7 protein-coding genes are annotated in these 13,536 nt (G+C 42.3%); 5 read left to right on the top strand and 2 right to left on the bottom strand.

Annotated features, from left to right (window positions below; translation table 11 throughout):
- The first annotated feature begins 12 nt into the window (after window positions 1-12).
- Window positions 13-2,040: a hypothetical protein gene (locus HMPREF9447_RS11195; RefSeq protein ID WP_044138025.1), complete on the top strand. Its 2,028-nt coding sequence runs from the start codon at window positions 13-15 to the stop codon at window positions 2,038-2,040.
- Between the two features lie 113 nt (window positions 2,041-2,153).
- Here HMPREF9447_RS11195 and ybeY read toward each other — a convergent pair whose 3' ends face one another.
- Window positions 2,154-2,564 carry an rRNA maturation RNase YbeY gene (gene ybeY / locus HMPREF9447_RS11190; protein WP_009129845.1) on the bottom strand — a complete coding sequence of 137 codons (411 nt, stop codon included), beginning with the start codon at window positions 2,562-2,564 and terminating at the stop codon, window positions 2,154-2,156.
- Window positions 2,565-2,590: 26 nt separating this feature from the next.
- Window positions 2,591-3,823 (bottom strand): nucleoside recognition domain-containing protein, encoded by a 1,233-nt coding sequence (locus HMPREF9447_RS11185; RefSeq protein WP_009129844.1) that lies wholly within the window; start codon window positions 3,821-3,823, stop codon window positions 2,591-2,593.
- 158 nt (window positions 3,824-3,981) lie between these two features.
- On the opposite strand from HMPREF9447_RS11185, the gene HMPREF9447_RS11180 reads away from it, so the two are divergent.
- The 4 genes from HMPREF9447_RS11180 (at window position 3,982) to HMPREF9447_RS11165 (ending at window position 13,535) form a co-directional block, all read left to right on the top strand.
- A complete protein-coding gene (locus tag HMPREF9447_RS11180; protein ID WP_009129843.1) occupies window positions 3,982-5,940 on the top strand; it encodes a sialate O-acetylesterase in 1,959 nt (652 codons plus the stop codon).
- A gap of 276 nt (window positions 5,941-6,216) precedes the next feature.
- Entirely contained in the window at window positions 6,217-8,220 is a 2,004-nt protein-coding gene (locus HMPREF9447_RS11175; RefSeq protein ID WP_044138022.1) for a tetratricopeptide repeat-containing sensor histidine kinase, read from the top strand.
- Between the two features lie 741 nt (window positions 8,221-8,961).
- Window positions 8,962-10,422, top strand: coding sequence for an IPT/TIG domain-containing protein (locus HMPREF9447_RS11170; RefSeq protein WP_009129841.1), 1,461 nt, complete (start codon window positions 8,962-8,964; stop codon window positions 10,420-10,422).
- Window positions 10,423-10,448: 26 nt separating this feature from the next.
- A complete protein-coding gene (locus HMPREF9447_RS11165; protein ID WP_148374809.1) occupies window positions 10,449-13,535 on the top strand; it encodes a SusC/RagA family TonB-linked outer membrane protein in 3,087 nt (1,028 codons plus the stop codon).
- Window position 13,536: the final 1 nt, after the last annotated feature.

Here is a 13,536-nt window from a genome sequence, read left to right as displayed (position 1 = left end):
TTAGATATAATTATGAGAGTAAAAAGATTGTTTTTTGGGATAATACTTTTGATGGGTATTGCCGAAATGTCGGCTATGAGTGCTGCTCCGAAGAATGTCTCGGCTTTTATTTCTTTGAAAGTGCCGGGAAATGAGGCAAAGCAATATTCGCTTATTCTTCAGGAAGCGCAAGATGGAACATATAATTGCCGGACAAATAGTGAACTGCCGTTGATTATTACCCGGAAAGTTACAGAAAGAGATGGAAAACAGCGTGTCAATGTTGTGATTAATGCTTTAGAAAATGTATATTTCAATTATGGGGAACAAGTAAATACTGGTTATAAGCATGCCGAATGCCAGTTTTATATGCCGGGATTCTGGTATCGCCGTAATTTGCGTTCACCGGAAAAGGCACCTTCATTCCATACTTCCGATAGCTGGTTGGTGCGTGAGGATCGTTTGAGTACTCCGCTGACAGCCGTTTTCAATCCTGTAAGTGGGAAGTCAATGTCAGTAATCCGTATCGATAAGTTCGATAAAGATGCATTGGCTACTCACAAAGAAGGGGAAGTCATTCTATCCGGTGAAACATCTATCGGTTATACCGGTTTTGAGAATATAGAAGGTATTAGTGTACTTTCTTTCGGCTTTCCGTATAAAGAAGCTCCAAAAACTTATATTCGTAAGTTGACGTTAGCTCCCTCTGTTGAGGCTTTCCAATTGCTTCGTAAAGGCGATAGCATTTCTCTGACCTGGGAATTGGCAGAAGTAGATGCGACTGACTTTTCGGAATGTGTACAGCGTACCTGGGAATATAGCTATGATACGAATCGTCCGCAGCCTGTTAATACACCCTATACGGTGGATAGAATGAAAGAAGTTATGAGTAACTTCTTTGTGGAAAGTTATGTGGATAATACAGCTACTCACTATTTTTCAGGGGTAGAGTTGGAAACAGCTACTTGTGCCAGTACAGATGTTGCTGAAATTGGTTTTGTAGGACGTACATTGCTCAATGCTTTTAATGCTCTGGAGTATGGAGTGCAGCAGAACCGTGCAGACCTGGTGGATAATGCCAATAGTGTTTTTGATACTTATCTTCAGAATGGCTTCTCTCAAGCCGGTTTCTTCAATGAGGTTGTTCACTACAACCGTGCTTTGAAAGAGCCTGTTCATAGCATTCGCCGCCAGTCGGAAGGCGTATATGCTGTGTTGAACTACCTGAACTACGAGAAGCAGCAGAAGCGTAAACATCCTGAATGGGAGAAGCGTATAAAGAATATGCTGGATACTTTCCTTCGTTTGCAGAATGAGGATGGTAGCTTCCCGCGTAAGTTCAAGGACGACTTTTCTCTTGTAGATGCCAGCGGGGGCAGTACTCCTTCGGCTACTTTGCCTTTAGTAATGGCTTACAAATACTTCAAAGACAAACGTTATCTGGCAAGTGCAAAACGTACGGTCGATTATCTGGAGAAAGAATTGATATCCAAAGCTGATTATTTCTCGTCAACATTGGATGCCAATTGTGAAGATAAGGAAGCCTCTTTGTATGCTGCTACAGCTACATATTATCTGGCTCTGGTTACTAAAGGAGCAGAACGCACCCATTATGCGAACCTGGCAAAGAAAGCTGCTTATTTCGCCTTGTCCTGGTATTATACTTGGGATGTTCCTTTTGCAGAAGGACAGATGTTAGGTGACATTGGGCTGAAAACCCGTGGTTGGGGCAATGTATCAGTTGAGAACAACCACATTGATGTATTTATCTTCGAATTTGCCGATGTGCTGCATTGGCTTTCCAAGCAATATAATGAACCGCGCTTCGCTGACTTTGCCGAAGTAATTTCTACCTCTATGCGCCAGTTGTTGCCCTATGAAGGTCATATGTGTGGCATCGCGAAGGTGGGTTATTATCCTGAAGTGGTACAACATACCAACTGGGACTATGGACGCAATGGTAAAGGATATTATAATAATATCTTCGCCCCGGGCTGGACGGTAGCTTCCTTATGGGAGCTCTTCTCACCGGGACGTGCGGAACAGTTCTTGCTGAAATAATATAAAGATTGCGAAGGATACAAGCAAAATCTCCGTTTAATCAGGTTACTAAACTGATTAAACGGAGATTTTTTCTTAGTACACTGTTTTATGTCAGTAACGCTCCCGTGTGCTTATCTCATTGCCAGCGCTTTATTTTCCGCCTCTTCCATTATTTCCCGCTCTCCCGGTCCCTTATCGTTAATTCCGCAGAGATGCAGGATACCGTGGATAATCACGCGGTGCAATTCCGTTTCATAATCACTGCCGAATTGTTCCGCATTGGTGCGTACAGTATCGAGGCTGATAAAGAGATCACCACTGAGGCGATTACCCTCACAGTAATCAAAAGTAATGATGTCAGTATAATAGTCATGTTGCAGATACTGGCGGTTTACCTCAAGAATTTTCTCGTCGGAACAGAAAATATAGGCGATTTCACCGACTCTTTTTCCGTAAGTGGCGGCAACGGCTTTAATCCATTCCGTTGTTGTGCCTTTTTTGATGGCGGGCATTTCTACGCCGTCTGTCTGATAGGAAACCATATCAATTAAGAATTAGAAATTAAAAATTAAAAGAAAAATATATAGCTGATGATGATGGCGGCGATAATACCTGCCAAATCCGCTATCAGTCCACAGGTAACAGCATTGCGTGTCTTGGTAATGCCCACACTGCCGAAATAAACTGCAAGAATATAGAATGTAGTGTCCGAAGCACCGCGGGCTACGCAACTCATTCGTCCTACAAAGGAGTCTGCACCATATTCTTTCATGGTGTCAATCATCAGTCCGTTAGCACCACTACCGCTCAGTGATTTCATCAATGCGGTGGGTAAGGCACCTACAAAACTGGTGTCTACACCAAACAGTCCTACTACATAACCGATACCACTCACCAGCATATCCATTGCGCCCGAGGTCCTGAATACGGCAATACCCACCAGGAATGCCACCAGATACGGAATGATGCGTACTGCGGTGGTAAATCCCTCTTTGGCACCTTCCACAAAAGCATCATATACATTTATCTTTTTCCACAATCCCCAGACTATGAACAACAGGATGATACTGAATAGAATAATATTGGCAACCAATGTAGAATACGTTCCGATTTCTTCGCGGCCAAGCAATGTAAACATGTAAATGAGTCCTGCAAAGAAAAGGCTGATACAGCCGATAAGGATAAGGATAGGTTTATTAATGAGATTGATGCGCTGGGCAATGCTGACGGCAATTACTCCCACAAGAGTGGAGATGGCCGACGTAATAAGTATCGGGATAAATATATCAGTGGGCTGCGTGGCACCCATTTGTGCACGATACATCATGATGCTGATTGGAATCAGTATCAGCCCGGAAGTATTGAGCACCAGAAACATGACCATCGGATTGGTTGCTGTGTCCTTTTTGGGATTTAGCTCTTGCAATTCCTTCATGGCTTTTAGTCCCATGGGAGTGGCAGCATTGTCCAGTCCCAGCATATTAGCAGAGAGGTTCATAAAGATGGAACCCATGGCGGGATGCCCTTTGGGAATCTCAGGGAAAAGGCGGCAGAACACCGGACTCAACCAACGAGACAATGCATTTATCATGCCGCTTTGTTCGCCAATCTTCATGATACCCAGCCAGAGGGAAAGGATTCCCGTTAATCCCAAGGATATTTCAAATGCTGTTTTCGAGGAGGTAAATGTGGAGTTGACAAGCTCCGTAAAGATTTCAGTGTTGCCCATGAACAGGAGTTTGATGAGTGCCACAATGAAAGCAATTACGAAGAATGCTACCCAAATGTAATTTAAAACCATAAAGTAACCTGTTTATTTTATGGCAAAAGTAGGAATATCTTTCTATTTAGCACGCTAAATGGAAAGATTATTGCATTTATTAGGGCAATAACGCTATTTGGAATACGAATTTCTAATTACCTTTGCTTTCTAATCACTAACCACTAATAACCACGTATATGAAAAACAAGTGTATGTTAGTTGCAGCGTTGCTGATGTTATCTGGAACAATGTCTGCAAAAGTTGTACTGCCACCTATGTTCTCGGACAATATGGTGTTGCAACAACAGGCGGATGCTCCCATCTGGGGCAAAGCCAAACCGATGAAATCGGTGAAAATTACCACTTCCTGGGATGGAATGACGTATGAAACTACAGCCGATAAAGAGGGCAAGTGGAAACTCTCTGTCCGTACCCCCGAGGCTGGCGGACCGTATGAACTGACCCTGACTGACGGACAAAAACTGGTGTTGAAGAATGTAATGATCGGTGAAGTCTGGATATGTTCCGGGCAATCAAATATGGAGATGCCATTGAAAGGATGGGGAAAGATAATGGACTATGAGAAAGAGATAGCTGCCGCTAACCATCCTAATATCCGCTTGTTGCACGTAGAGCATGTGACGAGTACGCAACCGGAGTCGGACATCAGGATTCGCGATAACGGCTGGCAGGTATGCTCACCGCTTACAGTTCCTGATTTCTCTGCTACTGCCTACTTTTTCGGTCGTGAAATCTCCGAAAAGCAAAATGTGCCCATTGGGTTAATCCATACTTCTTGGGGCGGAACGAATGTTGAGTCCTGGATTAGTGGAAAGATACTGAAAGAAATGCCAGATTTCAGTAAAGTAGTGGAAGATATTCAGGTAATGCCTGACAAATCTGCGATGAAAGCGGAGTATTTGAAGGGTTTGGAAGCTTGGAACAATCGTGTTGACGAAGGTTTTGCCACTGGTAAACCGGTGCGGGCAGAAGTTGCTTGGGATGATAGCAACTGGGGGAAAATGAACTTTCCCGGTATGGTAGAAGAACAAGGTCTGGATGGCTTTGATGGTTTGTTATGGCTTCGCCGGACTGTTGAGATACCTTCCTCCTGGGCTGGCAAGAAAGTGCAGTTGGTTTTGGGAGCTATTGATGATAATGATGTTACTTATTGGAATGGGAAAGAGGTAGGACGTACTGATGGTTATTCCATTGCACGTAATTATACAGTTCCCGGTAAAATGGTTAAAGCCGGAACGCTGGTCTTAGCTATCCGTGTCACAGATACAGGCGGTGGCTGCGGTATGCCAGATGAACTTTATCTTCGTTCTGCCAATGGCGAGCAAATCAGCCTTGCCGGCGAATGGAAATATCAGGTGGCGGCAGATGCCCGGAAAGAAGGAATGCCTCCGAAGGATATGTCCGAGAACCCCAACCTGCCGACATCTTTATATAATGCTATGATTCATCCGTTGGTGCCTTACAGTATTCGTGGCGCCATCTGGTATCAGGGAGAGAATAATGCTTCCCGTGCTTATCAATACCGTGAGCTTTTCCCTCTGGTTATCGAAAACTGGCGTCAGAACTGGGGACAGGACTTCCCATTCTACTTTGTGCAGTTAGCCAACTTTATGCAGCAATCTCCGCAACCGGTTGATTCTGAATGGGCGGAACTGCGCGAAGCGCAGACCCGTACACTGTTTGTTGCCAATACAGGTATGGCGGTGATTATTGATAAAGGCGACGCTAATGATATTCATCCGAAAGATAAGCAGACAGTCGGTCACCGGTTAGCTCTGATAGCTCGTGCTAATACGTATGGGGAGCAAATACCGTATTCTGGTCCGATGTACCGTTCCTATCAGGTGAGTGGAAATAAGATAATTCTCTCTTTCGACCATACAAATGGTGGTTTGAAGAGCGGTGATGGTAAAGAATTGCAAGGTTTCTCCATTGCCGGACGCGATCATAAATTCCACTGGGCGAAAGCTGAAATACAAGGCGATAAGATTGTAGTCAGTTCTTCGGAAGTACCTTATCCGGTTGCCGTGCGCTATGCCTGGGCCAATAATCCGGTTTGTAATCTGTATAATGGTGCCGGACTGCCCGCATCACCTTTCCGTACGGATGACTGGAAAGGAGTGACGCAGAAATAATCTCAGAAAAATAGTCCTGAGAATAGAATCCGCTTATTATCAATTGTAAATTATTGATAGTAAGTGGATTTTCTTTTTAGGATGAACAAGTTATAGATGCAGTGCATACGAACAGATACTTGCTTATTTGCTTTGGGAACTCAAAAGACTGTTTATTATATACAATAAAAAGATAAAAAACGTCAATTGTGTTGGTTTGTAAGATGGAACAATATCTTATTTCATATATAAAGCATATCTTTAGAACCCAGTTATTATACAACGAGCAAATAACTTATGATGAAAAAAACGATTCTTGCCTGTATCTTTCTACATTTGGCTATATGGGTTGTCCATGCCCAAAAGGTGGATTCTGCCTATGTTAATCACATGCGTGCTTATTATGATGAGCATTTCAATGACCCGACTAATCCCATTGTACTGACAGCCTCGGACACACTGCTTGACATGGCAATCCGATGCAATGATACCGTAATGGCTAAAATAGCTTTAGGAGCTAAGTTAGATTATTACTATTATGGGCAAGGTGAGAATCGTACGGATAGCATCATAGCCGGAGTAAACCGACTGAAACAATTTGCCCGGAAGGTACAAAACCCTGAACTTTACTATTGGGCATGGGCTGCCCGTCTGGTGAACTATTATATCAAGCAGGGAGAATATAACATTGCTCTTGTTGAAGCTGAAAAGATGCTGCGTGAGGCTGAGAGGGACAATCTTAAGTCGAGTATTGCAGAATGCTATTATGCCTTGGCCAACGTTTATGCAGCCAAAGGTTTAGTGAAAAAGTCTCAAGAGTTCATGCTTAAAGAGATAGAACTTTTTGAGAAGACTAATGTCGTAAGATACAATATATCCTGCCAATACAGCGATGCGGCGAAGATATACATTGATCTGGGCGAAGAAGAAAAGGCTCCCGAATTATTAAAGAAAGCACTTAAGACGGTCAAGTCTCCCTATCATGAGGTGACGGCCAAGCTGGTTTATGTCTCACTCTATCTTGCTCAGGGAGATAAGGAAGCTGCCCGTCAAGTATTGGAAGAATGCAGGCAAATGTACGCGGAGGAACCTTCATTGAAACGTCATATCCACTATTTCTATGACGTAGAACTTGATTACAACTGGAGAGTCGGTAACTATAATGAGGCTCTTGGAATATTGGCTGTACGGGAGGCTGAACTAAAGAAAATAAACGATTTAATGACTTTGGCGGCATTGAGGAAGACAAAGGCCGACATTCTTTGGGAGATGAACCGCAAAAGCGAAGCAGCCGATTTGTATCGCGACTTCCTGCTGGAACAAAAGAAAGAGAAAGAAAAAAGTGAGGAAGTCACTACCGGAGAGTTTGCCACTATATTAAATCTGCAACGGCTCAGTGCAGAAAAGCAGCAGTTGGAAAAGATTTCCCAGGAGAAACAACTCCAAAATACCCGTATCATCCTGTTCTCTGTAGTGGGCATCTTGTGCATTGTTGTTGTCTTCCTGTTGCAACAGAGGAAGCTGAATGGAAAGTTGCATAAATCCAGAGATAAACTGGACGAAAAGAACCGCATACTGATTGAAGCCAAGGAAGAATTGCGCAAGGCCAAGGAAGTTGCTGAACAAAGTAACTGGATGAAAACGGTATTCATCCAAAACATGTCCCATGAAATCCGTACCCCTCTGAACTCTATTGTAGGCTTTTCCGGAGTGCTGGTAGACTTATTTGAGGATCAGGAGGACATCAAGCAGTATGTTTCGCTGATTGAAAGCAACAGTAAACTGCTGTTGAAGCTGGTTGGTGATATTCTTGATATTTCAGCACTCGACAGTAATATTGAAATCAACCATTATGCTGTCGATGTCAATGCCTGTTGCCAGGCTTCGATGGACGCGGCGGGCGAACTGTTTTCTAAAGATATAAAGCTCATTTTTGAGCCGGCTTGCGATGAACTGATTATAGATAGTAACTATAGCTACATAGTGCAGGTGCTCGATAACCTGCTGAGTAACGCATCAAAATTCACCCGGGAAGGTTCTGTTACACTGGCCTACGAGGTGAAAGAGGAGGAGAAGCAATTAATATTCACGGTTACGGATACCGGAATAGGCATTCCTGCTGATGAGCAGGAGCACGTCTTCGAACGTTTTGTCAAGCTGAATGATTTTAGTCAGGGCACAGGTCTTGGTCTGTCCATTTGCCGCACCGTTGCAGAGAAGTTGGGAGGTTACCTGATTATTGATAAAGAATATACTCAGGGCACTCGTTTCATTTTCTGTGTACCGATGCAAAGAATCTGAGAATTTGTTTTTAGCTTTCCATAGTAGCAACCGTATTATTCTATTTGATACAGATGATTTATGCTACTCTTACAATTAGTATGAAACCTTTCTGAAAAATATTTTATTTAAATCAAAAAACGGGTTCTGGTAAAGTTCCCGTTTTTTTTATGTTTCTCATATCTATTATTTTGCAATATATCAATGTTTTACATTTTACATTGTCATGGCAGATATTTGCAAGTGCAATGATATTTAATGATAGACAGATATGCACTTTGCCAGCAATTTACCGGAAAATAACATTATTCTTCTACCTGATATGCAAATCTCTATTTTGGGTAATAAGTGCTAATATCTGGTCGAATAATATTATCAGATGTCATGGGGTATGGCCTATTTTTGTGTCAGAACCAACAAAAACAATATTGTAGATTTATAGTGGTTGATCGTTTTCCGGAGTGTGTCTTTACTTGATAATATTGCTTGTTTAAAGGTGTAATTTAGGGTGAAATAAGATTTGGTATTGGTCAAAATTGTGACGGAATTGGGTAATAAGGGATTGCAGGGATAGCTTCGATATTATGAGGTTGTGTCAGAAGTGTGTAGTATTGGCGGCACAACCTCATTTTTTAGCATAATAAAAGAATGGCACGGGACAGGTTTACTATACTGAGCCATATAAAAAAGTAAATTGAAATATGAATTGCCTGGTTGATAAACTATAATTCAAATTTATGTAAAACTTTAAATCTTAAAAAAATGAGACAAGTTAGAAAAAAGAAAAACATTGTGCAATTGTTTTTGCTGCTGTCCTTTATTTTCTGCTCTTGTAGTTCTAGTGAGGATGATGAGATGACTGCTCCTTATGATGCAAGTAAGCCGATAGAAATCAGGGATTTTACTCCTAAGAAAGGTGGCGGACAAATGCAGATGGTTATTTACGGCAGTAACTTCGGTACAGACCCAAAACTTATTTCGGTAAAAGTAGGTGGGAAAGATGCGGTTGTTATCAGTGCAAAAGGGACGAGTATTTATTGTGTGACACCTAATAAATGTTATGAAGGCACAGTGGAGGTGTCAATACGGGAGTCAAAAGCTTCTGCTAAAGAGAAATTCATTTATGAACGACAAAAAGTGGTGACCACAGTCTATGGGCATAAAGACGAACGTGGACATTATGATGTAGCTGACGGCACTTTTGCAGAATCCTTTGAGAAAAATCATGGGCTTCTGAATCCTACTTGGCTTTCTTTTGATCCCAACAGTGATAATAAGATATTGTATCTGGCTCAAGATGGACAGCCGATGCGTATTATCGACCTTGAGAACAAGAGAATCAGTACGGGCTTGACTAACACAGGTACTACTCTTACGCGTATGCGTACTATTGCATGGACTGCCAAAGGTGATACTATGGTTATAGCCAATGATGGTGGTGGCCCGAATGACAGGGACGAGAATTTTGCAAGTACAGTTTTGGTTACCCGTGAAAATGATTTCAAAAAAGATGTGCAGGTATTAGCTATAGGTAAACAATGTAACGGGGCGGCACTACATCCCGTTAATCAAGAACTATACTACAATAACTTCAGCCGGGGAAATTTGTATCGTTATGATTTTCTCACCTATGGAGCGGGGGTAGAAGCGTCTACCTTGAACCGTGAGTTTATCTGTACTATTCAGGATAGTAACTGGGAGTTTAATATTACCATGCATCCAAGTGGCAATTATGCTTATTTGATTGTGAAGAACCAGCACTATATCATGCGTATGAATTACAATTGGGTATCGAAAACTTTTGGTACACCTTATCTGATTTGTGGTGGAGTATCGCAGTCCGGCTGGTTGGACGGAGTAGGTGCAAGTGCTCGTCTGTCTTCTCCGTACCAGGGAATCTTTGTGAAAAACCCTGACTATGTGGCTGAGGGTAAGGAGGATCAGTATGACTTTTATTTCTGCGATAGAGACAATCATGCAATCCGTGTTTTGACCCCGGAAGGTATTGTAACCACTTTCGCCGGACGCGGTAGTACGAGTGTGGACGGAAAGCCTGAAGGATATATCAATGGAGCTATTCGTGCGGATGCGCGTTTCAATAAACCGGTTTCATTGGCATATGATGAGAAAGAAGACGCTTTCTATATTGGAGAGGTCGGAAATAATCTTCTGCGTAAGATCGCTTTGGAAGAGTTGGAAGAAGAACCGGAAGAAGAGAAATAAATTTAGTTCTGATTAATGTTGATAATATGAAAAACTTTATAATGACGATAGCCCTGCTATTTGTTTTCTCAATAGAAAGCTATGCGCAGAAGACTATGGAGGTAACAGGTATAGTGACGGACTCGAACAAGGAACCGCTGGTCGGTGTGAATGTGGCTGTAAAAGATATGCCCGGGCTGGGTACAATTACCGATGTGAATGGTAGATATAAAATCAAAGTGGAACCTTATCATCGACTGGTATTCTCTTATATTGGTTTTGATAAGGAAGAAGTCTTGATTAAAGAGCAGAATGTGGCTAATGTGGTGATGAAGGAGGCCTCGGACAACGTTCTGGATGAAGTTGTTATTACAGGTACGGGTGCACAGAAGAAGCTGACTGTGACCGGCGCCATCACTACGGTGAATGTGCAGTCATTGCAGCAGACGTCTACCGGTAACCTAACCAATGCATTAGCAGGTAATGTAGCTGGTGTTATGGCGATGCAGACTACCGGACAGCCGGGTAAGAATACCTCTGAGTTCTGGATTCGTGGTATCTCTACGTTTGGTGCCAGTACTTCCGCTTTGGTATTGGTGGATGGTTTTGAACGTGATATGGATGATGTAAACATTGAGGATATTGAATCATTTTCTGTGTTGAAGGATGCTTCTGCAACAGCTATCTATGGTAGCCGTGGTGCAAATGGTGTTGTATTGATTACTACTAAACATGGTAAGGGTGGTAAGATTAATATTGATGCTAAAGTGGAGACTTCTTATAATGCCCGTACGCTTACTCCGAGTTTCGCTGATGGATATACGTATGCGAACATGATGAATGAAGCCCGTACCACCCGTAACCTGGAACCTATCTATGATAGTACAGAGTTGGAAATCTTACGGTTAGGACTGGACCCAGACTTGTATCCTAATGTGGACTGGATGGATGTCTTGATGAAAGATGGTGCTATGACTTATCGTGCTAATCTGAATATGAATGGTGGTGGTTCTACCGCACGTTACTTTATCTCTATGAGTTATGTACAGGAAGGTGGTATGTTCAAGACAGATGATACCTTGAAAAAAGAATATGATACCAACTGTAACGCTAATACATGGAACTACCGTTTGAATACGGATATTGATATAACCCGTAAGACTTTGTTGAAAGTGGGTGTGTCTGGTTCATTAAAGAAGTATAATGAATCCGGTTTCTCAAGCGATGCATGGCAGTCATTGATGTATCAAAGTCCCATTAACATTCCCGTGATGTACTCCAATGGTTATGTCCCCGCTTATGGAACCGGCATTCAGGCGAATCCATGGGTACTTGCTACACAGACTGGCTATAAGGAATTTTGGGAGAATACCATTCAAACTAATATTACGCTGGAGCAGAATCTGGACTTCCTTACGAAAGGTTTAAGGTTTGTGGCCCGTTTCGGTTTTGATACCTGGAATAAGAATAATATTGAACGCATAAAGTGGCCTGAGCAATGGAGAGTACAACGCAGGCGTGATGACAATGGTAATCTAGTATTCGACCGTATTTCTGCTGAGTCACCTATGTTTCAGAAAAGTAGTGCGGAAGGTAACCGTAAGGAAGTTTTTGAAGCTGAGTTGCACTACGACCGTACATTCAAGGGACACCATGTGGGCGGAATCGTGAAGTTGAATCAGGATTCAAGGGTATTTACTGTGAATATTGGAGATGACTTAAAGAATGGTATTGCCCGCCGGCATTTGGGAGTATCTGGACGCATTAATTATAACTGGAACTATCGTTACTTCGTTGATTTTAACTTTGGTTATAATGGATCGGAAAACTTTGCTGACGGACACCGCTTCGGTTTCTTCCCTGCTGCTTCTGTAGCATGGAATATTGCTGAAGAACCTATCATCAAGAAAATTCTACCGTGGTTGAGTATGTTCAAGGTGCGTTATTCTTATGGTAAGGTAGGTAACGATGTCTTGAAGATTGGTAATAATGAATTCCGTTTCCCATATCTCTATACTATCGGTGATTCTGAAGAGGGATATCAATGGGCAGATTTTAACTATGACAAAGCCTATACCAGTAAACTCTATACAGTGCTGGCATCTAATTATGCTACTTGGGAAATTGCTACCAAACATGATTTAGGAGTAGACTTAGCATTATTCAATGATAAGTTCACCGCTAGCATCGACTACTTCCACGAACAACGTGATGGAATATGGCTGGAACGTAAATTCTTACCTTACATGGCGGGAATCACTGCATGGCCTCATGCCAACGTGGGTGCCGTTCTTTCCGAAGGTTTTGATGGCCATTTTGCTTTTAAACATAAATGGAATAAAGTATTTCTAACCGTCCGTGGTAATTTTACATATAGCAAGAATATAATTCAGGAGAAAGATGAAGAATATCATGTTTATCCATATAAGATGGAGAAGGGCTACCGCGTGAATCAGGCAAGAGGTTTGGTATCTCTGGGCTTATTTAAGGATTATGATGATATTCGTAATAGTCCGACACAAACATTCGGTACTGTACAACCGGGTGACATTAAGTATAAGGATGTTAATGGTGATGGTATCATTGATGTGAATGATGAAGTACCTATTGGTGCGACTACCCGCCCTAACCTGATGTATGGTTTCGGTGTTGCTGCTAATTGGAAAGGCTTGGATGTGAATGTACATTTCCAGGGTACAGGTAAGTCTTCATTCTTCGTGGAAGGTGCTACGGTATATGCTTTCAGTCAAGGTGAGTGGGGTAATATTCTCTCTCAGGTGGCTTCTTCCAATCGTTGGATTTCTGCTGATATTTCCGGTGACCCGGCAACGGAAAATCCGAATGCTCCTTATCCTCGTTTGAGTTTCGGAGGAAATGATAATAACTACCGCCATTCTACATATTGGTTGCGTGATGGTTCTTATCTGCGTCTGAAGACAGTGGAACTCGGTTATACTTTGCCCAAGGGGATTGTCAACAAGATTCATTTCAATAACATTCGTGTCTACTTCAGAGGTACCAATTTGCTGACTTTCTCGAAGTTCAAATGGTGGGATCCGGAATTAGCCAGTTCAACCGGTACGCAATATCCATTGACTAAAGCATTCTCCTTAGGATTATCTGTTAACTTATAAA

The sequence above is a fragment of the Bacteroides oleiciplenus YIT 12058 genome, from assembly GCF_000315485.1.
GTDB classification, from domain to species: Bacteria; Bacteroidota; Bacteroidia; order Bacteroidales; family Bacteroidaceae; genus Bacteroides; species Bacteroides oleiciplenus.
This window is presented reverse-complemented; position numbering and strand designations above follow the sequence as displayed.